The sequence below is a fragment of the Pectobacterium brasiliense genome (assembly GCF_016950255.1).
GTDB classification, from domain to species: domain Bacteria; phylum Pseudomonadota; class Gammaproteobacteria; order Enterobacterales; family Enterobacteriaceae; genus Pectobacterium; species Pectobacterium brasiliense.
Genome location: NZ_JACGFN010000002.1, coordinates 392,126 through 415,692 on the forward strand (window position 1 = coordinate 392,126; position 23,567 = coordinate 415,692).

Below are 23,567 nucleotides of genomic sequence, written 5' to 3' on the forward strand. Positions count from 1 at the left end.
CTATTTAGCCTTTCAGCGCATTCGCCGACGTGGTTACTGTTAGTTCTCATACTCAATCACGATGCTCTCTGCATGACTCTGTCATCTGGCAGAATCATATAAACAAAGCGCCAGTAAACTATGGCGCTTTGTTTATCTTCCCTATTCCCTACCCTCACTTCAATCTGAGCTCAGCTAGTCATCGTTCATTTATCATGCTAAATTATACCCATATAGATATAAACGCATGGATCGCGCTAATGAAATCACTCTACTGGGTTGGCAGTAGCAAAAAGGATCTACAGTCGCTACCTGCAGATGTGCAGGATGTGTTCGGTTACGCACTTCATGTGGCTCAGACTGGTGGTAAGCACACTCAAGCCAAACCGCTTAAAGGTTTTGGTGGTGCAGGCGTATTAGAAGTCGTTGAGGATTATATCGGCGATACTTATCGCGCAGTCTACACCGTCAAATTTGGAGAAGCAGTATACGTTCTACATGCTTTTCAGAAAAAATCGTCATCAGGTATTGCAACACCAAAACCCGATATGAACACCATTCGTGAACGCCTTAAAACCGCAGAGAACCATGCAAAAGGAGCATAACATGAGCCAGGATATTGAAGTCAGCAGCGGTAATGTGTACGCCGACCTTGGCAACTTGCATGCTGAAGATATGTTGGTCAAAGCGCAGCTTGCCACCCTGATTAGCTCAATCATCAAAAACCGCCGTCTCACACAGGCAGAAGCAGCGAAGCTATTGGGTATGCCCCAACCCAAACTATCCAACTTATTACGTGGTCAGTTCAGGGGAATCAGCGAAACCAAAATGCTGGAATGCCTTACGAAGCTGGGACGCGATATACAGATCGTTGTAGGGAAGCCGCGCCGCACACCGGGTAGCGTTAAAGTCGTGTTTGCATGATTTCATTGCACGATAGGATTTACGACTTACATGAAAAAGCGCCGTCGTTCGATGGCGCTTTCTCGCTAATCTCCCCTACTCCCTGCTCTCATTTCACGCCTGAATAACGCGACGGCCAAATCTCTTCCGGCCTTTTCCCCATCGCTTCGGCAATCAGTCGTTCGCCTTTCGGCCAGTGTCTGGTGAGCGCATTCGCCAGCGTGGATGATGCAAGCCCCGCCGCTCTGGAAACCGCCGCCAGCGTTGTCCCTTTCTTCCGTAATCCCGCGATGATATCCGCCGGGTGCCAGTCAGTGTGATTCATTCCATTTCCCTCCACCTATCAAAAACCATTTTGATTTCCGTGTGAATAGGATCGCGTTTTGTGATGAGCAAGACCACGGACGATGAGTCACATCTTTAACGGGTTAGACGAGCATTATGATGCTGACTATCTATTTATGTGGATAGCGACAAAAGTTTCGTGCGTGCTAACCACCGTATTTCTCTGTCATTTCATCACACGCCCGACAAGGCGCGCTCAATCGCCGCAGCGCCTTGACCACTGGCTTTTTGGCGCTAATTGCGTCGCTACGCGATACCTTCGGCATTCGTGACCGTTATTCGGACCGCCAGTGACGCGTTCCCGACGCGGCACTGACTTTCGCCGCATCCATGCGGCTCATCCGACGGCCACGATCGCCTCAGCGCAATTTTTTACGCCGAGAGGGAAAGATCCTCGCGCTGCTTCAAAAATAGATATCCGAATAGACCGTGCAGAAAAGGGAAATTTCGGCGACCATAAGTTTGAAAGAGACGGTGTCTGGGAGCTAAGAGTTGATTATGGTCCAGGCTATCGAGTGTATTACGCGATAGAGGGCGATAAGATGACTTTGCTCTTCATCGGTGGCGATAAATCAAGCCAAAGCAAAGATTTAGATAAAGCGGTGCAATACTGGCGGGATTATCAAAAGAGGTAACATCATGGCAATCATCACCCAATCCACTAAATTCGAAAAAGCCATTAGCCACGATGATGCAATGGTTGCAGAACTACGAGAAAATCCTGAATACGCAGAAATATACCTCCAGACAGCACTAGAGGATATTTATGAGGAAGGTGGCATCGCTGCATTCCTTACAGCGTTACGCCGTGTCGTTGAAGCGCGTGGCGGAGTGGGCGAAATAGCCAAAAAATCGGGACTGTCTCGCCAACAGCTATACAGAACGCTGTCTGAAAATGGTAATCCAACGCTGACTACGCTCACCGAAATTACTAGAGCCGCAGGCGTTCGACTTATTCCCCATACTCACAATAATTAAAAATATGAGTAGCTCAATCACGTAGTCAGACGTAAAAAACCCGCAGTTACGCGGGTTTAATAGGTTTTTGCTCTGAGCGCCCCTATCACTTAGCAAGCGCCCAGTTCGGTTTTAAGACAAGCAAAATTCGCCTCAAGGTGCTCAACGAGTGACCTCTGACATCCTTCGGCAATCCATCCGTCGATCGAAAGCCGCATTGCCCCGACACCAATCATAGCTGCAAGACGCAAGCCGAATCTGCTGGCAACATCTGGCCACAGCTCGCACAGAGCCTCGTAGGCCGCTTGCTCCATTCGCAGGAATTTAGCCTGATTGCCCAATTGGAGCTGTTCAGTCGACTGCACAATTCTGCCAATTAATACCGCGACATCCGGACGCATATTTACCGTCTGAGTAACCAGCGCCGCTTGAATGGTCGCGATTGGCGATGCTGCCACACCCTGCTTCAGTATCTCAGCATGTAGCTCACCCGGCAGCGCATTTTGCCAAGCCAAGATGATTTCTTCCTTAGAGCCGAAGTAGTTAAAGAAGGTTCTTCGGGCGATGCCCGATGCTTCGGCAATCGCATCGAGCGTCGTGGCTTCATAGCCGTTCTCTGCGAACAACTTCAGGCCTACTTCAGTGATGCGTTGGTACATCTCGCGGCGCTTCTTTTCGCGAACGCCGTCTTTGCGTTTCAACTCGTGTTCCATGGTAGGGCTCTCGCACATCTGGAGCTTGAATATTTGCACTAAGTGCAATATATTTGTTTGCACTCGGTGCACAAATATATCACCAATACTTCCTTTTCCCAACGTTGGAAATCGCATATGAAAGCCATACGCATTCACAGCTTCACGGAAGCGCCTCGCAGAGAAGACATCCCCATTCCTGATATCGGTCAAAACGACGTACTCGTGCGTGTAGAGGCAACAGCAGTCAATCCTCTTGATATACTCGTGGCATCGGGTGTCGCCCGCCAGTTCTTCGATATCACTATGCCCATCACGCTCGGTACAGATTTCGCAGGGACGATTGAGCGCGTGGGAGCTGGTGTTACACAGTGGAACATCGGCGACAGAGTGATTGCCTGGGTTGATGCCGGATCAGGAGGCGGACTTGCAGATTTTGCGGTTGCCCCCGCCCACGCATGCGTACAGTTGCCCGAAAGCCTTTCAGCCGCGCAGGGCAGCGCGATTCCGACTGCCGGGATCACCGCATGGCATGCCCTATTCTCCTGTGGCAAGCTGAAAGCTCGTGAGACGGTACTGATTCATGCGGCCGCAGGCGGCGTTGGCAGCTTTGCTGTCCAATTCGCCCACATTGCTGGGGCACACGTCATTGCGACCGCGTCTGGCAGTGGCCTTACTCTTGCTCTAGGTCTGGGAGCCGACGAGGTCATTGATTATCGATCGCAGGACTTCACTAGCCTAGCAACAAATGTTGATATGGTTCTCGACCTCGTAGGCGGCGAGACCCAAAGCCGATCCTACAAAGTCCTCCGCACGGGAGGTCGTCTTGTTTCCACTGTCATGCCGCCCAACGAGGAAGAGGCTCGGACACACGGGGTAATAGCCAGTATCTTTTACGCCAAACCCTTCGCCGCTCGCTTAGACGATCTCGTCACAACGATCGCTACCCGAAATTTGAAAGTGATCATTGACCGTGCAGTTCCCTTCGATCGCTTTGACGAAGCGTGGGATCACCAGATCTACGGTCACGCACGTGGCAAAACCGTCATTCTTTCACAATAAAACTCACCAACACACATCAGGATAATTTCATGAACCCCTCTAACCTTGGCGGCACGTTTACCCCTATCGGCACATCGTTGAACCTGAAGCGAATGGGCTATGGCACCATGCAATTGCCCGGCACGCACGTCTGGGGTCCACCACACGACAAGAGCGCCGCTCTGGCAGTGCTGCGCGAAGTGATAGCTCTCGGTGCAAATCACATCGATACAGCCGAATTCTATGGTCCGGGCGTATCCAACCAACTCATCCGCGAAGCGCTCTCGCCCTACTCCGATCGCCTGACGATCGTTACCAAAGTCGGCTTCGTTCGTGGTGCCGATGCATCTTGGGTATCCGATCTTACGCCAGATGGGCTCAAACGTGCTGTGCATGAGAACCTCACAAGCCTTGGTCTAGAAACGCTCGATGTTGTCAATTTGCGGCTAGGCGGCGCACACGGGCCAGATAATCGTTCGGTAGCCGAACCATTGGAAGTACTTGTTAAACTCCAGCAGCAAGGCCTGATTCGTCACATTGGCTTGAGTAATGTCTCACCCACGCAATTCGCCGAAGCCAAATCGATAACGACAATCGTGTGCGTCCAGAACCAATATAATTTGGTCAAACGTGACGACGATGAATTCATCGATGCTCTGGCAGCACAAGGGGTGGCCTATGTTCCCTTCTTCCCACTGGGCGGGTTTTCACCGTTGCAATCGTCGCTCCTTTCGCAAGTGGGTGACGAAGCCGGCGCAACACCAAAGCAGGTTGCACTAGCATGGCTGCTGCAACGCTCTCCTAACATTTTGGTCATCGCAGGAACGTCATCTACGACGCATCTTCGAGAAAATTTCGCCGCAGCAGAACTCGTATTGTCACGCGAACAGATCGCTAAACTTAATAGCATTTCGCAACAGGTAGATTAATTATGTCTTGCGTGGTGGATGTTTTTAGTGAGAAACCACCATACCGATAAGCTTCTTCAAAATGTGAAAAACCCGCAGTTACGCGGGTTTTTTGCTGTTTAGCACAACGCTATTTCAGACGCAGGCTTATTCCCACTCAATCGTCGCAGGTGGCTTGCCCGATACGTCATAGACAACACGGGAGATGCCGTCGACTTCGTTGATGATGCGGTTGGAGACTCGGCCTAAGAAATCGTATGGCAGGTGTGCCCAATGCGCGGTCATAAAGTCGATGGTTTCTACCGCGCGCAGCGCGACAACCCAATCGTATTTACGGCCATCGCCCATCACGCCCACGGAGCGAACCGGCAAGAAGACGGTGAAGGCCTGACTGACTTTGTTGTACAAATCGGCTTTATGCAGTTCTTCAATGAAGATCGCATCCGCACGACGCAGCAGGTCACAGTATTCTTTCTTCACTTCACCCAGTACGCGCACGCCCAGACCCGGGCCCGGGAACGGATGGCGGTACAGCATGTTGTACGGCAGACCCAGTTCCAGACCAATCTTGCGCACTTCGTCTTTGAACAGCTCTTTCAGCGGCTCAACCAGACCCAGCTTCATCTCTTTCGGCAGGCCACCCACGTTGTGGTGTGACTTGATCACGTGCGCTTTGCCGGTCGCAGAAGCCGCAGATTCGATCACGTCTGGGTAGATGGTGCCTTGCGCCAGCCATTTCACGTCAGTTTGCTTGCTGGCTTCTTCATCGAACACTTCAACGAACACGCGACCAATGATTTTACGCTTGGCTTCTGGCTCATCTTCACCCGCCAGCTCGCCCAGGAAGCGATCTTCCGCGGCAACGTGAACAATGTTAAGACCAAAATGATCGCCGAACATTTCCAGAACCTGATCGGCTTCGTTCAAACGCAGCAGGCCGTTATCGACAAACACGCAGGTCAGACGATCGCCAATCGCACGGTGCAGCAGCATCGCGGTAACGGAAGAATCCACGCCGCCAGACAGACCCAGAATCACGTGATCGTTGCCTACCTGCTCACGAATACGGTTCACCGCATCGTCGATGATCTTGGCTGGCGTCCACAGTGCTTCACACTGGCAGATATCAAGAACAAAACGCTCCAGCATGCGCTGGCCCTGACGGGTGTGCGTCACTTCCGGGTGGAACTGCACGCCGTAAAAACGCTTCTCTTCGTTCGCCATGATGGCAAACGGACAGGTATCGGTGCTGGCAACGGTCTCAAACCCTTCTGGGATGGCCGTCACTTTGTCGCCGTGGCTCATCCAGACATCCAGCAGCGGTGCGCCTGAGGCGCTCAACGCATCCTGAATATCACGCACCAGCGCGCTATCCGTTTTCACTTCTACCTGCGCATAACCAAACTCACGCTCGTTGGAACCTTCAACGTGGCCACCCAGCTGCATCGCCATCGTCTGCATGCCATAGCACACGCCCAATACCGGTACGCCAGCATTGAAAACGTATTCTGGCGCTCGTGGGCTGCCAAACTCGGTGGTGCTTTCCGGGCCGCCGGACAGGATGATCCCGTTCGGATTAAACCCGCGAATCTGTGCTTCCGTGACATCCCATGCCCACAGTTCACAGTAAACGCCCAGTTCACGCACGCGACGAGCAACCAGCTGCGTGTACTGCGAGCCGAAATCCAGAATAAGAATGCGGTGTTGATGAATGTTTTGAGTCATGAGGAGCATGTTCCAAAAAGCAAAAGACAAAAGCGAAAAGTAAACCCAGCTAACCGCTCCACCTTATGTAAAGGCAGAGCGGCGCGAAATAGTACAGGGTTTATTGCGTTAAATCACCTTATGAACCCATACGGTAGTTCGGTGACTCTTTAGTAATGGTAACGTCGTGAACGTGGCTTTCCTGAATGCCCGCGCCGCTGATGCGTACAAACTCAGCCTGCGTGCGCAGTGCATCGATAGTCGCGCAACCGGTCAGGCCCATGCAGGAGCGCAAGCCGCCCATCTGCTGGTGAACGATCTCTTTCAGGCGGCCTTTATAGGCTACGCGGCCTTCGATACCTTCCGGCACCAGTTTGTCGGCGGCGTTATCGGTCTGGAAGTAACGGTCTGATGAGCCTTTGGACATTGCGCCCAATGAACCCATTCCGCGATAAGATTTGAATGAACGGCCTTGATACAGTTCGATTTCACCTGGGGATTCTTCCGTACCCGCCAGCATGGAGCCGACCATGACACACGCCGCGCCTGCTGCGATGGCTTTAGCGATGTCGCCGGAGAAGCGGATACCGCCGTCGGCGATGACCGGAATGCCTGTGCCTTCCAGCGCTTCAACCGCATCAGAGATAGCCGTAATCTGCGGTACACCCACGCCCGTTACGATACGGGTCGTACAGATAGAGCCAGGGCCGATACCCACTTTCACGGCGCTAACGCCCGCTTCAACCAGCGCTTTCGCACCTGCGCCCGTTGCTACGTTGCCGCCGATGATTTCGAGGTTCGGGTATTTAGCACGTGTTTCACGAATGCGCTGCAATACGCCTTCGGAATGGCCGTGTGAGGAATCGATCAGCAGGACGTCAACGCCTGCAGCAACCAGCGCATCAACACGCTCTTCATTGCCTGCACCTGCGCCAACCGCCGCGCCTACGCGCAGGCGACCGTGTTCGTCTTTACACGCGTTCGGTTTACGTTCTGCTTTCTGGAAGTCTTTTACCGTGATCATACCGATCAGGTGGAATTGGTCGTCAATCACCAGCGCTTTTTCAACGCGTTTTTCGTGCATTTTTTGCAGCACGACCTCACGCGCTTCGCCTTCTTTGACGGTGACCAGACGTTCTTTTGGCGTCATGAACGCGCTAACCGGTTTTTCCAAATCGGTAACAAAACGCACGTCACGACCGGTGATGATACCGACCAGTTCGTTGTCTTTTGCCACGACAGGGTAGCCAGCAAAGCCGTTGCGCTCGGTCAGCTCTTTCATTTCACGTAGCGTCGTTTCTGGCGTTACTGTTTGTGGATCAACCACAACGCCACTTTCGTGTTTTTTCACGCGGCTAACTTCTTCAGCCTGACGCTCAATGGACATATTTTTGTGAATAAAGCCCAGACCGCCTTCCTGCGCCAGCGCAATGGCCAGACCGGATTCGGTAACGGTATCCATCGCTGCGGACAGCATAGGAATATTCAGGCGAATGTTTTTCGTCAACTGCGTGGACAGATCGGCAGTGTTAGGCAGAACAGTAGAATGAGCGGGAACCAGGAGGACGTCGTCAAACGTCAGTGCTTCTTTAGCGATACGTAGCATGGGCAATATCTCACCAAGGTGGATGTAAGAATAGATAAAATATTGCCGTGGCATTATACAGAGCGTAATCGGTTGCCTCCAGCATTATTTTACTAAAATGCTTGATTACCTTTTTCAGGTAGGTAGTATCGATCAATTAAGTGACTGTTTTAAAATTTGATCTGGCTCACAATGTCTCAATTTCCCTCCTCTGCAATTTTTACCGTTAGCCGCCTGAATCAGACGGTTAGACAACTGTTGGAAATGGAAATGGGCCAGATTTGGCTCTCCGGCGAAATCTCCAACCTCTCTCAGCCCTCATCCGGCCACTGGTATTTCACGCTGAAGGACGAACGTGCACAGGTGCGCTGTGCGATGTTCCGCACCAGTAACCGCAAAGTGACATTCCGCCCGCAAAACGGTCAGCAGGTGCTGATTCGGGCGAGCATCACGCTATATGAACCTCGCGGCGACTATCAGCTACTAGCGGAAAGCATGCAGCCCGCTGGCGATGGCCTGCTACAGCAGCAGTTTGAACAGCTCAAACAGCGCCTCGCTGCCGAAGGGCTGTTCGACCAGCAGTTTAAGCAGGTTCTGCCCTCTCCCGCCAAACAGGTCGGCGTGATTACGTCAGCTAGCGGTGCCGCCCTGCACGATATCTTGCAAGTGTTGCAGCGCCGCGATCCGTCGCTGCCGGTGATCGTGTATCCCACGTCGGTGCAAGGCGCGGAAGCGCCGCTACAGATTGTTCGCGCTATTGAGCTGGCTAACCAGCGGGATGAGTGTGACGTATTAATCGTCGGGCGCGGCGGCGGTTCACTGGAAGATCTGTGGAGCTTTAATGACGAACGGGTCGCCCGCGCTATCTTCGCCAGCCGCATTCCTATCGTCAGCGCCGTCGGCCATGAAACCGATGTCACCATCGCCGATTTCGTCGGTGATCTGCGCGCCCCCACGCCGTCGGCTGCTGCCGAGTTAGTGAGTCGTAACCAACTGGAGCTCTTGCGTCAGATACAGTCCCAGCGCCAGCGTCTGGAAATGGCGATGGATTATTACCTTGCCCAGCGCAATCGGTACTTTACCCGTCTGCACCACCGTTTACAGCAGCAGCATCCGCAGTTACGGCTGGCGCGTCAGCAGGCACAGCTGGTTAAACTGCGTCAGCGGTTGGATGACGCCATGCAACAGCAGCTTCGGCAGACCTCGCGCCGGAGTGAACGCTTACAACAGCGTCTGATGCAACAACAGCCGCAAACCCGTATTCATCGTGCGCAGCAGCGTTTGCAGCAGCTTAGCTATCAGATGCAAAGCGCAGTAGAACGCCAGTTGAATCAGAACAAGCAAAAGCTAGGCATCGCCTGTTCGCGATTGGAAGGCGTTAGCCCGCTGGCGACGCTGGCGCGTGGCTATAACGTCACCACCGCCCCAGACGGTAAAGTGCTGAAAAACGTCGCGCAAATTTCCCCCGGCGAAACGCTGAAAACCCGTTTGCAGGACGGTTGGGTAGAAAGCCAGGTCACGACACTGGCTCCGAATCAAAATGCCGTGAAAAAGCGGCGAAAACCCTCATCCCCGACGCCAAAATAACGCGTTCGGCATAAAATGCGTGAATGGGGATTTGTCCTAAAACAACGGCGATCCCCCATTCTTCCCCCCGGTATCTGAACTATACTCATTCCCTGCTCACTAATTTATATTCACCGTTTTCACCACACGGGTTATCAGCCTCTGCGCGGTGACGCGGATAGGATAAAAAGACAGTGAGCTTTGTTGATCGTCTGTGTTACCCCTGATGAGTGTTTTCAAGGAGATGAGGTATGAAGTCCAGACCGATTTGTAGCGTGATCCCCCCTTACATTTTGCATCGTATTATCGCAAACGGCACAGACGAGCAGCGCCACTGTGCGCAACAAACGCTGATGCACGTTCAGTCATTAATGGTCAGCCATAATCCACGCCCGGAACCCCATGAGAAATTAGCCGCGGGGCAGGCAAATCGCAACATTCATGATGCCGAACAGCAACAACAGTTGCCCGGCAAGCTGGTGCGCGCTGAAGGTCAACCCAGTAACGGTGATATCGCCGTCGATGAGGCCTATAACTATCTGGGCGTCACTTACGATTTCTTCTGGAAAATTTTCCAACGTAACTCGCTGGATACCGAGGGGCTGCCGCTGGCTGGCACCGTACATTACGGTCAGGATTACCAGAATGCTTTCTGGAACGGGCAGCAGATGGTGTTCGGAGATGGTGACGGCAAAATCTTTAATCGCTTCACGATTGCGCTTGATGTGGTCGCACATGAACTCACGCACGGCATCACCGAAAACGAAGCAGGACTGATCTATTTCCGCCAGTCCGGTGCACTAAATGAATCGCTGTCCGATGTTTTTGGCTCCATGGTCAAGCAGTATCATTTGGGGCAAACCGCTGAGCAGGCCGATTGGCTTATCGGTGACGAGCTTCTGGCCGATGGTATTCACGGCATGGGGCTGCGGTCAATGTCTCATCCGGGCACGGCGTATGATGATGAGCTGCTGGGTATCGACCCCCAGCCCTCTCACATGAGTGAGTATGTGAACACGCGTGAAGACAACGGCGGCGTGCACCTGAATTCAGGTATTCCTAACCGGGCATTCTACCTGACATCCATCGCACTGGGCGGCCATTCGTGGGAAAAAGCTGGCCGCATCTGGTACGACACGTTGTGCGATAAGTCACTGCCGCAAAATGCGGATTTCGAAATTTTCGCGCGCCATACCATTCAACATGCCGCCAAGCGTTTTAATAACACCGTTGCCGACATCGTCATGCAGTCGTGGGAAACCGTGGGCGTGGAGGTACGACAGGAGTTCTTATGAAAACGCTGCCGGAGCTCAACGACGATGCCATCATCGAGTTGGCGCGTGAAGGGGGATTTGCTTTTATCCCTAAGCTGGCGGGGTCGCGACGCTTCGCGCTCGCCAGCGTACCGCCATCCGAACGGGAGCGAATTTGTAACGCGATCCGCCATGCCTTTCCTCAGGCCCGTGAACCCAGCGAACCGGACGGACCAGGGCGCGGTGACCAGTTCTATTACCGCATCCACATCAGCTACAGTCATCCTCAACAGAATCAGTATGCCGATGTCATTCTGCTGATCCCCGAAGACTGCGCGCCACAGGAGCTGACCGAGCTGTGGCGCAACGGCGTACAGGAGTCATAACGAATTTAATCGGCAGGCGCATAGCTGAACACGACTTGCCGTTTGGAAATCATCCCGTGCTGCTGGCAGAAGTAATCCACCGCACCGCAGGCTTTCAGCTCCTGAAGCGAGTGCTTACATTCAGGACACGCAGCCTCACGCAGATAATCCTGCCGGCAGGCTGTGCACTGAAACCGCGCACCGCTTTTCCAAACCAGAGGATGACCACAGCTCGGGCAATTTGCTTCCATATTTATCCTCTCTTTTCACCACGTTCAGGCAGCACATTTCTGTCCAATTCCGGCAGCATAATCACGCTTTCCTGATCGTTAGTATCAGTACGGGAAATCACCAACACGGCGACATCGTCACTGGGATTATAGGGTAAATGCGGGACGTTCTCAGGGATATAGAGGAAATTGCCTTCGGGTAATTCAATCCAGTTTTCAAGCTGCTCCCCGTAATACATGCAGGAAATACCGCTCAGCGCGTAAATTGCCGTTTCGTGGTGCTCATGCTTATGCGCTTTTCCTTGCGAACGCGGTGGAATCCACGCTAACTGCATATGAAGATGTTGAGCCCCCACCGTCTCGCGTGAAATTCCAACCGAATAAACCAAGCCTTGTTTGCCCTGATACTGGGCCTGCGGGGCAATCCGCTGGCAATATACGTCCCGCTCAGAATGCGTTGTTTTCATCACCGCGCCTCAGGAAGAAGACTGTCCAAGAGTACGCTATCAAATTCCTGTTCTATCAGCCAAAAGGCAAGACGTAAGACTCTGTCACTTACTGCAACAGGAGCCTCCAGCGCTGAAACACATCAGGAAACATGGTAAACCCGCTGGCTTTGGCTTGATTACAGAAGGTCGTCACCATGAATACTCTCGAACAAGCCGCTCTCCACGCCCGCGCTAAATCACACCCAGTGAACGTAAAAAGTAGAGCCCCAGCGCAATCATAAAGAAGGCCCCTACCGTGGTCAGCCCAATGATATTAGCCGCAAGCGTCGCGTTTCCACCCATCGCCCGCGTCATCGCATAGCTACCTGCTGCGGTTGGCGTTGAAGAAAACAGAAAAATGATTCCCAGCTCAACACCGCGGAAACCAACAAGCCATCCGCCCAGCGTGAGTAACCCAGGCACAACGAATACCTTTGCCACAGAAGAAAGCACGGCAACATTGGACGAACGGAACATACTACGCCACTCCAAACTGGCACCCGCACAGAGTAACGCCAGCGGTAGCGCCATGGAGGAAATAAAACCGCCCGTTTGTTTAATCACGCCCGGCATCGGCAGTTGGCTTTGTCCATAGGCAGCCCCCAGAAGTAGGCCAATAATCAGCGGGTTGGTCACAATACCCCGCAGCAGTTGGCTTACCGGAATCTTTTGTTCGGGCGATTGCCGCTGCAAGCTGCGCGTCAGCGTAATGACAGACAGCGCGTTAAACATAATGACCGTCACCATCAAATACAACGAGCCAACAGCAATGCCTTCATCGCCATAGGCACTCATGGCAAAAGCCAGCCCCATCACGCCAGTATTCGACCGAAACCCGCCTTGTACGAAGATGCCGCGTTCCTTCGGATCCTTAACTAGCCTCGTCGCCGCAAGTTCCAGAAGCAGAAATGTTGCCAATGTTCCGACTGTGCCATAAACCACCAGCGGCCACTGGCTTACAAAAGACTGTTGATTACTGGCAACACTAAAAAACAGCAGACAGGGAAGAGAAACGTTGAACACCACCCGCATTGCCGTATCACAAAACGCATCATTTAGCAGATTGAGTTTGCGTAACGCGATACCCATAAACAACATCAACAAATTGGGCATCGTGACGTTGAACGCAAAACTCCAGGTTTCCCAGGACATGACTTTCCTTGATTATTATTCGTTTTGTTAAAATGGTCGTTTTATTAAAAATGGTTCGTTTTGTTAACGACGGCTCGTTTCGTCTCTAACAAAACGGGGCGAATATCGCTATTCGCCCCGTAAATGAATCACTTACTTTTTTTAAGATGCGACATCAAACGCTTACGCTTGCGTAACTGGTTTGGTGTCAGCGTGTTGCGCTTGTCCGCAAAGGGGTTTTCCCCTTCTTTAAACTGAATACGAATCGGCGTGCCCATCACTTCCAGCGAACGACGATAGTAGTTCATCAGGTAACGCTTGTAGGAATCCGGCAGGTCTTTCACCTGATTCCCGTGAATCACCACAATTGGCGGGTTATAACCACCGGCGTGCGCATATTTCAGCTTCACGCGGCGACCACGCACCAGCGGCGGCTGGTGATCGTCTGATGCCATTTGCATGATACGGGTCAACATAGCCGTACTAACGCGACGAGTGGCGCAAGAATAGGCTTCGGTTACCGACTCAAACAGGTTACCCACGCCGCTACCGTGTAGCGCAGAAATAAAGTGAATACGGGCGAAATCGATAAAGCCGAGACGTAGATCCAGCGTCTCCTTCACCTGCTCACGGACTTCCTGCGACAGGCCATCCCACTTGTTCACCACGATCACCAGTGAGCGCCCACTATTGAGGATAAAGCCCAACAGCGAGAGATCCTGATCGGAAATACCTTCACGCGCATCAATAACCAGCAGGACTACGTTGGCATCTTCAATCGCCTGCAATGTCTTGATGACAGAGAATTTTTCTACCGTTTCCGTCACTTTTCCGCGCTTACGCACCCCGGCGGTATCAATCAGAACGTATTCGCGTTCATCGCGCACCATAGGGATGTAGATACTGTCACGCGTCGTGCCAGGCATGTCGAACACCACCACACGCTCTTCACCCAGAATACGGTTCGTCAGCGTGGATTTACCCACGTTCGGACGCCCGACAATCGCCAGTTTGATCGGCAAATCTTCAGGATTGAAATCGTCTTCTGCTTCTTCTTCGCTGTCCTGCTCTTCTGCTTCTAACGCTGCCCAGTAAGCCGCGTTCTCTTCTTCTTCAGTTAGCTCGACCGGCTCTTCTATTTCATCCTGTACAAACGGCAGCAGAACCGTTTCCAGCAGCGACGTTACGCCACGGCCGTGAGACGCCGCGATCGCGTACACTTCACCCATTCCGAGCGAGTAGAAATCCGCTGTGACCATATCCGGGTCAAGGCCATCGGTTTTGTTAGCGACCAGCACGGTCGTCTTTTCGCGGCTGCGCAAATGCTTGGCAATGCCTTCATCCGCAGGCATCAACCCCGCGCGTGCATCCACCATAAACAGCACGATATCCGCTTCTTCAATCGCGACCAGCGATTGACCCGCCATGCGCGTTTCCACGCCGTCTTCAGTGCCATCGATACCACCGGTATCGACGATAATAAATTCATGCCCTTCCACTTCTGCACGACCATACTTGCGGTCACGAGTCAGCCCAGGGAAATCCGCCACTAATGCATCACGAGTGCGCGTTAAGCGGTTAAATAGCGTGGATTTCCCCACATTCGGGCGCCCGACCAGCGCGACGACAGGTATCATTGTTACAACCTCATTACTTATATTTCAATACGTTACAGCGAAGTACTCGCTGACGATAAAAAGACGAAACGGCCCCTGATAATGTCAGGAGCCGTTATACGAGCACGCCCTAAACGCCGTGCTCCAAATTGATACGAGTTACTTAGCGGGTGAACGCGTAGACATCACCGTTTTTCGCCTGAATCAGCAGCTTATCGCTGGCAACCACAGGCTTGCTCAAGAAGCCCGAGCTATCCACTTTTTGCTGCGCCACGAAGCGGCCATCTGCCGTATTCAGCCAGTGCAGATACCCTTCGGTATCGCCGACAACCAGATAACCATTATACAGTGCCGGAGCCGTTAAGTTACGGTGCAGCAGATCGCTTTGACGCCACAGGCTCACGCCGCCGTTGGTATTCAATGCAACCACGCGATCGTCCTGATCGACCAGATAGATGCGGTCGCCGTCAATAATGAAATCATGCACTGAACCCAGTTCACGCTTCCACAGAACCTGACCAGAACGCAGATCCAACGCGGTCATGTTGCCATTGTAACCCAGCGCATAAACCACTTCGCCCGCGACCACTGGCGTGGTGTCGACATCGTTCAGACGATCGATTTCAGTTGCACCACTCGGCTGTGAAATACGCTGTTGCCAAATGAGCTGACCCTGATTGATCATCACGGCGTTCACACGACCGTTATCACCACCCACAATCGCCGCACCAAATGCAGTTGTCGGGGCAGATTCACCGCGCAGAGACAGCGTCGGCATATCCAGATTGACGCTCCACTTGATTGCGCCATCGGCTTCATTCAATGCCTGCAGCATACCGTTGCTGGTGTGAATCAGCACCACGCCGTCGCTGACGACAGGGCGAGACAGCGCTTCACCAGCCACTTTGGTCTGCCATACTGGCGTACCATCTTCCGCATTCAGCGCATAGACCTGCGCCCTTTCGCTACCGACATAGACATGGTTACCAGAAACCGTTACGCCGCCGGACAGCAGCGCTGGATTATTGCGGGAGAAGAAATTGGTCTTCTCTGACAGATCCGCGCGCCAAATCTCTTTGCCATCACTCAGATCCATCGCTTTCACGGTGCCACGACGATCGGCCGCAAAAACGCGATTATCCTGCCATGCGGGGTGAAGATTGGAATAAAACTCACCAATCCCGCTCCCAACCGAGCTGTTCCACACCTTAGTTGGCGTGAACTGGTTTTCCACCTGCGGCAGTGGAGACATAGTGACAACATCTTCTTCGCTGTTAAACAGCGAGCATCCGCTCAGCAGGGCAACAGAAACCAGTCCTACCAAAAGTGTTTTACGCAATTGCATGGAATTCCTCTTAGCTGGACAGGTTATTCAGTTTCATACGCAGTAACGCTTGCTGTGCCTGCGATGGATTGGAAGACAACCCTTTGTTGTAGGCATCACGCGCAGCCTGATTATCCCCTTTGCTCACCAGAATATCACCACGCACTTCCGCAGCCTGTGATGCCCAGCCTTCCAGCTTGATGGCATCCAACGTTTTCAGCGCGTCATCCGCTTTATTTTCCTGTAGCTGAACCCGCGCCAGACGCAGATTCACCACGGCCAGCAGGTCGGCATCTTTAGTCTGCGACTGCGCCTGTACCAGCTGCTGCGCTGCTTTAGCAAAATCTTTCTGATCAACGTAATGACGAGCCAGTTCCAGAGAAGCCAGCGCGCCATAGGTATTCTTATTCTCAGCTGTAAATTTCTCGGTTGCCGTAATCGCGTCGGCTTTACCTTCGGCCAATTGCTCCGTCACCTGCTGATAAGATGAAGATGCCGCCATTACGCTGTCATTTTGGTGGCTTTGCCAGAAACGCCAGCCAACCAGTGCGCCGACGCCTAGCACAACACCGACAACTAACGCCTTTCCGTTCTCCGCGAGGAAACGACGTAGTGCATCAACCTGTTCATTCTCTGTGGTATAGACTTCCACGGTGTCTCTCTCCTCAATCCAGTAACGTTGCCAGCCGCGATGCGACGTCGGCCTGTGCCAATGTATCCTGCTCGCCATTGCTCAGGTTTTTAACCACAACCTGACCGGCCGCCACTTCATTTTCGCCTAATACCAATGCGACGCGTGCGCCCCATTTATCAGCACGAGCGAACTGCTTCTTAAAGTTGCCACCACCGTAGTTGGTCATCAGTTTCAACTGCGGCAGCGCGTCACGTAATTTCTCCGCCAGCTGCATTGCCGCAACCTGCGTTCCCGTACCGGAAGAAATCAGATAAGCATCCACGCTCGGCTGTGCTTTGAAATCCGGGTTCACAGACTGCACTAGCAGCACCAGACGCTCCAGACCCATTGCAAAACCAACCGCCGGCGTCGCATGTCCGCCCAACTGTTCAACCATACCATCATAACGCCCACCGGCACAGACTGTGCCCTGTGCGCCCAGACTGGTCGTCACCCACTCAAATACGGTGCGGTTATAGTAATCCAAACCACGAACCAGACGCGGATTAACGGTATATGGGATGCCGGACTGCGTTAAAAGTTCACCCAGTGCCTCAAAGTGTGCACGTGATTCGTCATCCAGATAGTCCGTCAGCACTGGCGCATCGTTCAGCAGTTCCTGAATCTGCGGATTCTTCGTATCCAGAACGCGCAGCGGATTGGTGTACATCCGACGCAGGCAGTCTTCATCCAACTGATCTTTATGCTGTTCGAGGAACGCCACCAGCGCTTCGCGATAGCGCGCACGCGCGTCTAACGAACCAATCGAGTTCAGTTCCAGCTTCACATGATCGGCGATGCCAAGCACACGCCACCAGCGGGCTGTCATCAGGATCAGTTCGGCATCAATATCCGGCCCTTGCAGACCAAACACTTCACAGCCCAATTGATGGAACTGGCGATAGCGCCCTTTCTGCGGACGCTCGTAGCGGAACATCGGGCCGACATACCACAGTCGCTGTTCCTGATTATAGAGAATACCGTGCTCAATACCGGCGCGGACGCAGCCAGCCGTCCCTTCCGGGCGCAGAGTCAGGCTATCGCCGTTGCGATCGTCAAAGGTATACATCTCTTTTTCGACGACATCGGTCACTTCACCGATAGCGCGCTTAAACAGCGGCGTTTGCTCAACAATCGGCAAACGAATTTCATTATAGCCGTAGCCGCTGAGCACCTGTTTCAGGCTGTTTTCAATACGCTGCCACAATGCCGTTTCGGCTGGCAGGTAATCGTTCATGCCACGGATGGCTTGAATATTTTTTGCCACGTCAGTTCTCTATGCGTTTTTCAAAAAATAAACCCGATTATAGAGGGATTGTCGTCGCATCTTCAATGCGGGGCATCCCCATCGGGTTCAGGAATCGTGAATTAGGCGGGTGACGGCAGACCGTCACGCCGTCAGAGTTACTTATCTACCAGATTGACGGTAATACGCTGATTTTCGTCCATCATGGAGGCTTTCGCGCGGATCTTGGCTTCTAACTGATCGATCATCTGTTCGTTATCGAAGCGCTCTCTCTGCCGCACGCCGTCTTCATAGAAGCCGCTCTTGTTGTGCCCACCCGTTACACCAATGGTGGACACCAGCGCTTCGCCCGGACCATTTACCACACAGCCGATAATTGAGACATCCATTGGCGTGATGAGATCTTCCAATCGTTGTTCCAGCGCGTTCACCGTACCGATCACGTCAAATTCCTGACGGGAACAGGTCGGGCAAGCAATAAAGTTGATTCCGCGTGAACGAATGCGCAGTGACTTCAGGATATCGAAGCCGACTTTCACTTCTTCAACCGGATCGGCCGCCAGCGAGATACGCAGCGTGTCGCCAATACCTTCAGACAGCAGCAGACCGAGGCCAATAGCCGATTTTACCGCGCCGCTACGTGCGCCACCGGCCTCGGTGATACCGAGGTGCAGAGGCTGATCGATACGCGCTGCCAGCAGGCGATAGGATTGCACGGCCAGAAAAACATCCGAGGCTTTAACGCTGACTTTAAACTGATCGAAATTCAGGCGGTCGAGAATATCGACATGGCGCATCGCTGATTCCAGTAGCGCTTCCGGCGTTGGCTCACCGTATTTTTCCTGCAAATCTTTTTCCAGCGAACCGCCGTTAACGCCAATGCGGATCGGGATATTGTTGTAACGTGCGCAGTCGACAACCGAGCGGATACGCTCTTCGTTACCAATATTGCCGGGGTTGATACGCAGACAGTCGACGCCGTACTCCGCGACTTTCAGCGCGATGCGGTAGTCAAAGTGGATGTCAGCGACGAGCGGGACATTCACCTGCTGTTTGATAAGCTTAAAAGCTTCCGCCGCGTCCATGGTTGGTACGGAAACGCGGACAATATCGACGCCAACACGTTCCAGCGCTCTGATTTGGTTGACGGTTGCTTCAACGTCGGTGGTTCGGGTGTTGGTCATGGATTGCACAGCAATCGGCGCACCATCACCAACAGGCACCTTGCCGACGTAAATTCGTGTTGATTTTCGACGGGTTATGGGTGCAGCGTTATGCATTACTTCATCTCCAACATTGCAGTCTTACCTGAACAACACGTTATTCTGCGGTCAGCGTCAGGCGTGCAACCTGATTGCTGCGCACAAAGCGGCTTAAATCAACCGGCTTGCCTTGAAATTGAATATGTACCGCAGCAGGTGCACCGATTTTCAGTTTATAGGGTGACTGACCATCCAGATTCAGTGTGCCACCATTACGCTGCATGCCGCTGAACAGTTTTTTACCGCTGGCATCGGTGACTTCCAGCCAGCAATCGGCCGTGAACGTCATCACTAATGCATGAGCAGCAGGGGCTGGATTGGTTTCCGCTACCGTGCCCGCAGCGGGCGCTACAGCTCCAGCACCTAACAATGCATTACCCGCAGCCTGCGGCTGTGTGGCGTTCGCGTGTGAAGGTGACTGGCTGGAAGGTGTAGCAGACGGTGTAGAAGCAGAAGAAGGCGTTGACGGTGTCTCCGATCCAGTGGCTGAAAGGTCGACTGGTGTAGAAACCGGTGCCGTAGCAGAATCCGGCGTTGCCGTTTCCTGCGGTGCGCTATTGTCCATTAGCGGAACGGACTGCCCTTCCGTTTGTGCCTGCATCGAACTGGCGTGATCGACCATGCTGTTGATTTCCGCCTGCTGAGCCTGATGGTTTTGCCACCACCATGCCCCAGTTAGCCCCAGAACAACCAGCACGACCAGCCAGGTGATTGTCATCAACCAGCCATCACGCTTTTTGCGGCTTTTTTTCAGCGAAAAACTCTGCATCGGCGAAACAGAGATCGTTTTAGGTATGGCCTGTTTATCCACAGAGGGAAGCAGTTCATCTTCGGGTAAATGAACCAGCTTGGCATAAGAACGGATATAACCGCGCAGAAAAGTCGGCGCTAAATCGGCAGGCGTCGTACCGTCTTCAATATCACGAACGGTGGTGATTTTAAGGCACAAACGCTCAGCAATAGTTTGCTGAGTTAGCCCAAGGCGTTCACGCGCCTCACGCAGACGTTCGCCGGGTAGTTTTGCTTCTGTTGTATCTTGGGTGGCTTCAGTATTCATTAGCTAAGAAATGCTGGTACTGTTTAGATTGTGGAAAACTTCGCGCCAGCACGTTGCCATAACGTTCTTTATCGCCATCATGGCCCGCTAACGCGGCGAAACGAATCTGTAACCATAAGCTTTCGGCACTGGCCGGAAGACTATGCTGATAAACATCAAGCAGCAGCCGCGCCTGCTCATTTTTCCCGGAAGCAAACTGTTTGTTTGCTTCCGCCAGCAAGGCACTGCCTTTCGTCGGGTCATACTTCAGCGCCCGACTTAATAAATTGCGCGCGTCTTCAGTCTGTCCAGCATTGAAAAAGCAGTATCCCGCATTTTCCAATGCATCAGCAACCTGACTGTAATCAGGAAGTTGTGCAGCCGCACTAAACTGTCGCTGAGCCGCTACATACTGCCCTAAACTACACAGAAACGCACCGTAATTATTCATGACGCTGCCATTTTCCGGTGCCATGTTTAACACATGTTGATAACGCTGTTCAGCCAGACGATTTTCACCTATCCGCTGCTCGTAAAGCGCCATCCCCAATTGTGTTCGATAATCCTGCGGAGCAATCGCAACCGCCTTCTCAAGATTCTGCCGAGCCGAATCCAGATTATTGTGCGCCAGATAGGTCAACCCTAACTGCAAGCGGGTTTGGGCAACCGCTGGATTGGTCGTCTCCTGAGGCGATTTCACACACCCCGCCAGCAACAGCACCGCGAACAGGCCACTCAGCCAATGCTTTCCCTGTGATAAAGACATTCTCTGCCATAAAGAAAGTCTCTGTGATAGTGGCTTTGCCATCCCTGCACCCTCGCCTTGTCGTCTTTGCCAGACATCCTGACCAGCGAGGTTACCTGAATATGAACAGAGTGGCAGTCGGACCTTACAACAACGCGGCACGCCTCGCAATTTGCTCACTTTTGCCCTGCAAATTACCTCAGCGGACGACGTCGGGTTAGCGCTTCACGTTAACCCGCGCCCATTTGTTATCAGACCGCTTTCACCGCGATAGGTTCGCCGGCCAATTTCTTCTTCAGCGTACGTTTGGTTCTGTCTACGACTTCACCCGCTAGCTGACCGCAGGCGGCATCAATATCATCCCCACGGGTTTTACGTACGATCGTCGTGAAGCCATACTCCATCAATACCTTGGAGAAACGGTCAACGCGGCTGTTTGAGCTGCGGCCATACGGCGCGCCCGGGAACGGGTTCCACGGAATCAGGTTGATCTTGCACGGCGTATTTTTCAGGCATTCAGCCAGTTGATGCGCGTGTTCGGTGCCGTCATTGATATGATCCAGCATCACATACTCAACGGTAACACGTCCCTGATTCGCATTGGATTTCTCCAGATAGCGACGTACCGCGCTCAGAAACGTCTCGATGTTGTACTTTTTGTTGATCGGCATGATTTCGTTGCGGATGTCGTCGGTCGGTGCATGCAGAGAAATCGCCAGCGCAACATCGATCATATCGCCCAGTTTATCCAACGCAGGCACCACGCCTGACGTGGACAGCGTCACACGGCGCTTGGATAAACCAAAGCCGAAGTCATCCAACATGATTTCCATCGCCGGCACGACGTTAGTCAGGTTCAGCAGCGGTTCGCCCATGCCCATCATCACGACGTTGGTGATTGGACGCTGACCGGTAACTTTAAACGCACCGATAATCTTCGCCGCACGCCACACCTGACCGATGATTTCCGATACGCGCAGGTTACGGTTAAAGCCCTGCTGCGCCGTTGAACAGAATTTGCATTCCAGCGCACAGCCTACCTGAGACGACACACACAACGTGGCGCGATCTTCTTCTGGAATATAAACCGTTTCAACCCGCTGACCGCCCACCAGAATCGCCCACTTGATGGTGCCATCGGAAGAGCGCTGTTCATCCACCACTTCAGGAGCGCGAATTTCAGCGATCTCCTGCAATTTGCTGCGGAAGACTTTGTTAATATCCGTCATCTGGTTGAAGTCATCACAGCAGTAGTGATAAATCCACTTCATGACCTGATCGGCGCGGAACGGTTTCTCTCCCATCGACATGAAGAGGTCACGCATTTGCTGGCGGTTAAGATCCAACAGGTTGATTTTTTCCGCACTGGCTTTGACGGATTGAGAGGCATCAGCAGACGCCGGAGAGAATTCGGACACGGTTTGCTCGGATACGGTAGTGTTAGATACTGTGGTTTTAGATGCCGTCGTTTCAGACACGACGGTTTCAGACGCGATTTGCTTAGACATTGTCAATCCTGGCCTCGTTATTACACGTTATGGCGCTAAAAAGAAGGTTGAATTCGATGGTTATGACCAAAGAAACGCCCCAGATAAGAGCAGGCTCATCCGGGGCGCAGCATTGTACAAAGTTTAAAACAGGTAAGCTACCATCACCGCTTTTTTTCTGTGTCATTACGTCGACACGGCGCATTAACGCAACGAAAAAGAGGCAACATCACACGCGCTAACCTGTTTATCACGCGCAATATTACGCGCGTGCGCAGATTTCGTCATCGCTGAAGAAATAAGCGATTTCACGCTGAGCGGATTCGATAGAATCAGAACCGTGTACCGCGTTCGCCGTGAAACTGTCCGCGTAATCAGCACGCAGCGTGCCCGCCAGTGCGTTTGCTGGGTTAGTCGCACCCATGATGTCACGGTTACGTTGGACGGCATTTTCACTTTCCAGCACCTGCACCATGATCGGGCCAGACATCATGAATTCGACCAGGCCATCAAAGAACGGCTTGCCTTTATGCTCAGCGTAGAAACCTTCCGCTTGTTCACGGCTCAGACGCAGCATTTTAGCCGCAACAATGGTAAAACCTGCGCTTTCAAAGCGTGCGTAAATCGCACCGATGGCATTTTTAGCAACCGCATTAGGTTTTACGATGGAGAAGGTACGTTCTATCGTCATATTGACCTCATTAACTAAACTGTCAGATTACAGCCGGATTATAAGAATTGTATCAACCCTAAATAATTCGAGTTGCAGGCAGGCGGCAACCGCACGAATCCCCGGGAGCTTACACCAGTAAGTGACTGGGGTGAGTAAGGAAAGCCAACGCACATGCAGCTTGAAGTATGACGGGTATACCCAGCCAGTGAAAGTGGCGCAGATTATAAGGGTAGCGGCCTTTGTTGCCTACCAAGTAGATAACATTTTATTAAAAAAATATTACCTCTCGTTTTCCCTTCATTAACGATTACGCCTCGTACGTTTTCGTTTCCCACCACCCCCGTACTGAATGTAACAA

At 52.6% G+C, this 23,567-nt stretch carries 25 protein-coding genes; 9 read left to right on the forward strand and 16 right to left on the reverse strand.

Features of this window, described 5'->3' with window-relative positions:
* Positions 1-239 precede the first annotated feature (239 nt).
* Positions 240-584: a type II toxin-antitoxin system RelE/ParE family toxin gene (locus tag H4F65_RS16340; protein ID WP_010279985.1), complete on the forward strand. Its 345-nt coding sequence runs from the start codon at positions 240-242 to the stop codon at positions 582-584.
* Between the two features lies 1 nt (position 585).
* Positions 586-903, forward strand: coding sequence for a helix-turn-helix domain-containing protein (locus H4F65_RS16345; protein ID WP_010279989.1), 318 nt, complete (start codon positions 586-588; stop codon positions 901-903).
* A gap of 88 nt (positions 904-991) precedes the next feature.
* Here H4F65_RS16345 and H4F65_RS16350 read toward each other — a convergent pair whose 3' ends face one another.
* Positions 992-1,207 carry a helix-turn-helix domain-containing protein gene (locus tag H4F65_RS16350; RefSeq protein WP_010279992.1) on the reverse strand — a complete coding sequence of 72 codons (216 nt, stop codon included), beginning with the start codon at positions 1,205-1,207 and terminating at the stop codon, positions 992-994.
* Positions 1,208-1,553: 346 nt separating this feature from the next.
* Between H4F65_RS16350 and H4F65_RS16355 the strand changes: the two genes are divergently transcribed.
* Together H4F65_RS16355 and H4F65_RS16360 are read left to right on the forward strand one after the other, a co-directional pair.
* Positions 1,554-1,862, forward strand: a complete 309-nt coding sequence (locus H4F65_RS16355) for a type II toxin-antitoxin system RelE/ParE family toxin (RefSeq protein WP_052051616.1) — start codon at positions 1,554-1,556, stop codon at positions 1,860-1,862.
* Between the two features lie 4 nt (positions 1,863-1,866).
* On the forward strand, positions 1,867-2,205 hold the full coding sequence (locus H4F65_RS16360; RefSeq protein WP_010279998.1) for an addiction module antidote protein: 339 nt from the start codon (positions 1,867-1,869) through the stop codon (positions 2,203-2,205).
* 89 nt (positions 2,206-2,294) lie between these two features.
* Here H4F65_RS16360 and H4F65_RS16365 read toward each other — a convergent pair whose 3' ends face one another.
* Positions 2,295-2,897: a TetR/AcrR family transcriptional regulator gene (locus H4F65_RS16365; protein WP_039316571.1), complete on the reverse strand. Its 603-nt coding sequence runs from the start codon at positions 2,895-2,897 to the stop codon at positions 2,295-2,297.
* 117 nt (positions 2,898-3,014) lie between these two features.
* On the opposite strand from H4F65_RS16365, the gene H4F65_RS16370 reads away from it, so the two are divergent.
* A complete protein-coding gene (locus tag H4F65_RS16370; protein WP_010280001.1) occupies positions 3,015-3,938 on the forward strand; it encodes an NADP-dependent oxidoreductase in 924 nt (307 codons plus the stop codon).
* A gap of 29 nt (positions 3,939-3,967) precedes the next feature.
* Positions 3,968-4,846, forward strand: a complete 879-nt coding sequence (locus H4F65_RS16375; protein ID WP_010280003.1) for an aldo/keto reductase family oxidoreductase — start codon at positions 3,968-3,970, stop codon at positions 4,844-4,846.
* A 126-nt stretch (positions 4,847-4,972) separates the two neighbouring features.
* On the opposite strand, the gene guaA is transcribed toward H4F65_RS16375, so the two are convergent.
* Positions 4,973-6,550, reverse strand: a complete 1,578-nt coding sequence (gene guaA / locus H4F65_RS16380; RefSeq protein WP_010280015.1) for a glutamine-hydrolyzing GMP synthase — start codon at positions 6,548-6,550, stop codon at positions 4,973-4,975.
* A 118-nt stretch (positions 6,551-6,668) separates the two neighbouring features.
* A complete protein-coding gene (gene guaB / locus H4F65_RS16385) occupies positions 6,669-8,135 on the reverse strand; it encodes an IMP dehydrogenase (protein WP_010280020.1) in 1,467 nt (488 codons plus the stop codon).
* A gap of 171 nt (positions 8,136-8,306) precedes the next feature.
* Between guaB and xseA the strand changes: the two genes are divergently transcribed.
* From xseA to H4F65_RS16400, 3 genes are all read left to right on the forward strand, one after another.
* Positions 8,307-9,701 carry an exodeoxyribonuclease VII large subunit gene (gene xseA / locus H4F65_RS16390; protein ID WP_039319929.1) on the forward strand — a complete coding sequence of 465 codons (1,395 nt, stop codon included), beginning with the start codon at positions 8,307-8,309 and terminating at the stop codon, positions 9,699-9,701.
* A gap of 230 nt (positions 9,702-9,931) precedes the next feature.
* On the forward strand, positions 9,932-10,975 hold the full coding sequence (locus H4F65_RS16395) for a M4 family metallopeptidase (RefSeq protein ID WP_010280028.1): 1,044 nt from the start codon (positions 9,932-9,934) through the stop codon (positions 10,973-10,975).
* A complete protein-coding gene (locus H4F65_RS16400) occupies positions 10,972-11,319 on the forward strand; it encodes a protealysin inhibitor emfourin (RefSeq protein WP_010280033.1) in 348 nt (115 codons plus the stop codon). Before H4F65_RS16395 ends, H4F65_RS16400 begins: the two co-directional genes overlap by 4 nt.
* Positions 11,320-11,324: 5 nt before the next feature.
* On the opposite strand, the gene H4F65_RS16405 is transcribed toward H4F65_RS16400, so the two are convergent.
* From H4F65_RS16405 to ndk, 12 genes are all read right to left on the reverse strand, one after another.
* Positions 11,325-11,549: a zinc ribbon domain-containing protein gene (locus tag H4F65_RS16405; RefSeq protein ID WP_010280037.1), complete on the reverse strand. Its 225-nt coding sequence runs from the start codon at positions 11,547-11,549 to the stop codon at positions 11,325-11,327.
* Positions 11,550-11,551: 2 nt separating this feature from the next.
* Positions 11,552-11,995, reverse strand: a complete 444-nt coding sequence (locus H4F65_RS16410; protein WP_010280039.1) for a cupin domain-containing protein — start codon at positions 11,993-11,995, stop codon at positions 11,552-11,554.
* A gap of 213 nt (positions 11,996-12,208) precedes the next feature.
* Positions 12,209-13,168 (reverse strand): AEC family transporter, encoded by a 960-nt coding sequence (locus tag H4F65_RS16415; RefSeq protein ID WP_010280041.1) that lies wholly within the window; start codon positions 13,166-13,168, stop codon positions 12,209-12,211.
* A gap of 128 nt (positions 13,169-13,296) precedes the next feature.
* Positions 13,297-14,784 carry a ribosome biogenesis GTPase Der gene (der, locus tag H4F65_RS16420; RefSeq protein WP_010280043.1) on the reverse strand — a complete coding sequence of 496 codons (1,488 nt, stop codon included), beginning with the start codon at positions 14,782-14,784 and terminating at the stop codon, positions 13,297-13,299.
* A gap of 142 nt (positions 14,785-14,926) precedes the next feature.
* Complete coding sequence (bamB, locus tag H4F65_RS16425) at positions 14,927-16,108, reverse strand: outer membrane protein assembly factor BamB (RefSeq protein ID WP_010280044.1); 1,182 nt, start codon at positions 16,106-16,108, stop codon at positions 14,927-14,929.
* 10 nt (positions 16,109-16,118) lie between these two features.
* Positions 16,119-16,739 carry a YfgM family protein gene (locus tag H4F65_RS16430; protein ID WP_010280046.1) on the reverse strand — a complete coding sequence of 207 codons (621 nt, stop codon included), beginning with the start codon at positions 16,737-16,739 and terminating at the stop codon, positions 16,119-16,121.
* Between the two features lie 13 nt (positions 16,740-16,752).
* Positions 16,753-18,027 (reverse strand): histidine--tRNA ligase, encoded by a 1,275-nt coding sequence (gene hisS, locus H4F65_RS16435; RefSeq protein WP_010280049.1) that lies wholly within the window; start codon positions 18,025-18,027, stop codon positions 16,753-16,755.
* Between the two features lie 137 nt (positions 18,028-18,164).
* Positions 18,165-19,286: a flavodoxin-dependent (E)-4-hydroxy-3-methylbut-2-enyl-diphosphate synthase gene (gene ispG / locus H4F65_RS16440; protein WP_010280052.1), complete on the reverse strand. Its 1,122-nt coding sequence runs from the start codon at positions 19,284-19,286 to the stop codon at positions 18,165-18,167.
* Positions 19,287-19,326: 40 nt separating this feature from the next.
* Positions 19,327-20,325: a cytoskeleton protein RodZ gene (rodZ, locus tag H4F65_RS16445; RefSeq protein ID WP_010280055.1), complete on the reverse strand. Its 999-nt coding sequence runs from the start codon at positions 20,323-20,325 to the stop codon at positions 19,327-19,329.
* A complete protein-coding gene (gene pilW, locus H4F65_RS16450) occupies positions 20,315-21,070 on the reverse strand; it encodes a type IV pilus biogenesis/stability protein PilW (RefSeq protein ID WP_010280058.1) in 756 nt (251 codons plus the stop codon). The genes rodZ and pilW overlap by 11 nt, the downstream gene beginning before the upstream one ends.
* A 230-nt stretch (positions 21,071-21,300) precedes the next feature.
* On the reverse strand, positions 21,301-22,557 hold the full coding sequence (gene rlmN / locus H4F65_RS16455; protein WP_010280061.1) for a dual-specificity RNA methyltransferase RlmN: 1,257 nt from the start codon (positions 22,555-22,557) through the stop codon (positions 21,301-21,303).
* 241 nt (positions 22,558-22,798) lie between these two features.
* Positions 22,799-23,227: a nucleoside-diphosphate kinase gene (ndk, locus tag H4F65_RS16460; protein ID WP_010280064.1), complete on the reverse strand. Its 429-nt coding sequence runs from the start codon at positions 23,225-23,227 to the stop codon at positions 22,799-22,801.
* Positions 23,228-23,567: the final 340 nt, after the last annotated feature.

What these genes read in the sequence shown, in the direction of transcription:
- H4F65_RS16345 (WP_010279989.1), top strand. Translation starts at nt 586, where the DNA reads ATGAGCCAGGATATTGAAGTCAGCAGCGGTAATGTGTACGCCGACCTT.
- H4F65_RS16415 (WP_010280041.1), bottom strand. Translation starts at nt 13,168, where the DNA reads ATGTCCTGGGAAACCTGGAGTTTTGCGTTCAACGTCACGATGCCCAAT.
- H4F65_RS16410 (WP_010280039.1), bottom strand. Translation starts at nt 11,995, where the DNA reads ATGAAAACAACGCATTCTGAGCGGGACGTATATTGCCAGCGGATTGCC.
- H4F65_RS16375 (WP_010280003.1), top strand. Translation starts at nt 3,968, where the DNA reads ATGAACCCCTCTAACCTTGGCGGCACGTTTACCCCTATCGGCACATCG.
- H4F65_RS16350 (WP_010279992.1), bottom strand. Translation starts at nt 1,207, where the DNA reads ATGAATCACACTGACTGGCACCCGGCGGATATCATCGCGGGATTACGG.
- rlmN (WP_010280061.1), bottom strand. Translation starts at nt 22,557, where the DNA reads ATGTCTAAGCAAATCGCGTCTGAAACCGTCGTGTCTGAAACGACGGCA.
- der (WP_010280043.1), bottom strand. Translation starts at nt 14,784, where the DNA reads ATGATACCTGTCGTCGCGCTGGTCGGGCGCCCGAATGTGGGGAAATCC.
- guaA (WP_010280015.1), bottom strand. Translation starts at nt 6,550, where the DNA reads ATGACTCAAAACATTCATCAACACCGCATTCTTATTCTGGATTTCGGC.
- H4F65_RS16365 (WP_039316571.1), bottom strand. Translation starts at nt 2,897, where the DNA reads ATGGAACACGAGTTGAAACGCAAAGACGGCGTTCGCGAAAAGAAGCGC.
- H4F65_RS16340 (WP_010279985.1), top strand. Translation starts at nt 240, where the DNA reads ATGAAATCACTCTACTGGGTTGGCAGTAGCAAAAAGGATCTACAGTCG.
- H4F65_RS16360 (WP_010279998.1), top strand. Translation starts at nt 1,867, where the DNA reads ATGGCAATCATCACCCAATCCACTAAATTCGAAAAAGCCATTAGCCAC.
- bamB (WP_010280044.1), bottom strand. Translation starts at nt 16,108, where the DNA reads ATGCAATTGCGTAAAACACTTTTGGTAGGACTGGTTTCTGTTGCCCTG.
- H4F65_RS16405 (WP_010280037.1), bottom strand. Translation starts at nt 11,549, where the DNA reads ATGGAAGCAAATTGCCCGAGCTGTGGTCATCCTCTGGTTTGGAAAAGC.
- ispG (WP_010280052.1), bottom strand. Translation starts at nt 19,286, where the DNA reads ATGCATAACGCTGCACCCATAACCCGTCGAAAATCAACACGAATTTAC.
- pilW (WP_010280058.1), bottom strand. Translation starts at nt 21,070, where the DNA reads ATGTCTTTATCACAGGGAAAGCATTGGCTGAGTGGCCTGTTCGCGGTG.
- H4F65_RS16395 (WP_010280028.1), top strand. Translation starts at nt 9,932, where the DNA reads ATGAAGTCCAGACCGATTTGTAGCGTGATCCCCCCTTACATTTTGCAT.
- ndk (WP_010280064.1), bottom strand. Translation starts at nt 23,227, where the DNA reads ATGACGATAGAACGTACCTTCTCCATCGTAAAACCTAATGCGGTTGCT.
- H4F65_RS16370 (WP_010280001.1), top strand. Translation starts at nt 3,015, where the DNA reads ATGAAAGCCATACGCATTCACAGCTTCACGGAAGCGCCTCGCAGAGAA.
- guaB (WP_010280020.1), bottom strand. Translation starts at nt 8,135, where the DNA reads ATGCTACGTATCGCTAAAGAAGCACTGACGTTTGACGACGTCCTCCTG.
- xseA (WP_039319929.1), top strand. Translation starts at nt 8,307, where the DNA reads ATGTCTCAATTTCCCTCCTCTGCAATTTTTACCGTTAGCCGCCTGAAT.
- rodZ (WP_010280055.1), bottom strand. Translation starts at nt 20,325, where the DNA reads ATGAATACTGAAGCCACCCAAGATACAACAGAAGCAAAACTACCCGGC.
- H4F65_RS16400 (WP_010280033.1), top strand. Translation starts at nt 10,972, where the DNA reads ATGAAAACGCTGCCGGAGCTCAACGACGATGCCATCATCGAGTTGGCG.